Source organism: Xanthomarina maritima, from assembly GCF_008084905.1.
GTDB lineage: Bacteria > Bacteroidota > Bacteroidia > Flavobacteriales > Flavobacteriaceae > Xanthomarina > Xanthomarina maritima.
The window spans coordinates 1-717 of the sequence record NZ_VSFC01000025.1 but is presented as its reverse complement, the minus strand read 5'-3'; the positions used below and the strand labels follow the sequence as shown (position 1 = coordinate 717).

The 717-nt window shown below is 27.3% G+C and carries 1 protein-coding gene; it reads right to left on the bottom strand.

Going from position 1 to position 717, the window contains the following annotated elements; all coding sequences use genetic code 11:
• Window positions 1-52 precede the first annotated feature (52 nt).
• Window positions 53-628: a hypothetical protein gene (locus tag FVF61_RS05525; protein WP_148454202.1), complete on the bottom strand. Its 576-nt coding sequence runs from the start codon at window positions 626-628 to the stop codon at window positions 53-55.
• Window positions 629-717: the final 89 nt, after the last annotated feature.

Here is a 717-nt window from a genome sequence, read left to right as displayed (position 1 = left end):
TAGCTTGAAATTGCTTGTTTTTTAACTCAGTTCTTTGTTGTGTAACGTTTTTTTAAATTCCATAACTTTCATTCATACACATAATTCCATTTATTTCGGTCATTTTTTCAATTTTTTTGGTTTTAAGATTTGCTTTCCACGCACTTTTAATTTTGGAATAATATTCTAAATCAAAATCATTTTCAGTTCTCTCAATTATTGTGAAAATCCGAGAATCTGCTTTTCCGTTATTTTGGCAAACACCAAATGATGTGAATTCATTTTCTTTAAAATTATTGATATGAATGGTATCTAAAATTTGATACTTTTTTTCAGGTTTTCCAGTCTCAACAATTTTCTCAAGAATAACTATTCGTTTGTTGTTATTTACCATCTCAACAAAAACATATTCCCATCTACTTTCTTCATAATTTATGACAGAGCTAATTCCGTTTTCGTAATTTTTGAAATATTCAATTTCATTAATTTTCCTAAAGACTTTATCAAAAATCGTTTTTTTTGTTTTTTCAGAATCCGAAATTTCCGTTTCACTTTGTTCAGTAAGTGATGTTTGAGTTTCTGTTTTATTCTTTTTGTCAACACAACTAAAAGACAGAAATATTAATATGTAAGTTAGTATTTTGTTCATTTCTCAAATGTTACACAACGGTTTTGTGTATGATTAGTGGCGTGTTTAAGCACCTAATTTAGCAAATAAAAACCGAATAGAAAATCCGC

Bases quoted from the DNA above. Each gene is read 5' to 3' on its own strand.
- FVF61_RS05525 (WP_148454202.1), bottom strand. From the start codon at position 628: ATGAACAAAATACTAACTTACATATTAATATTTCTGTCTTTTAGTTGT.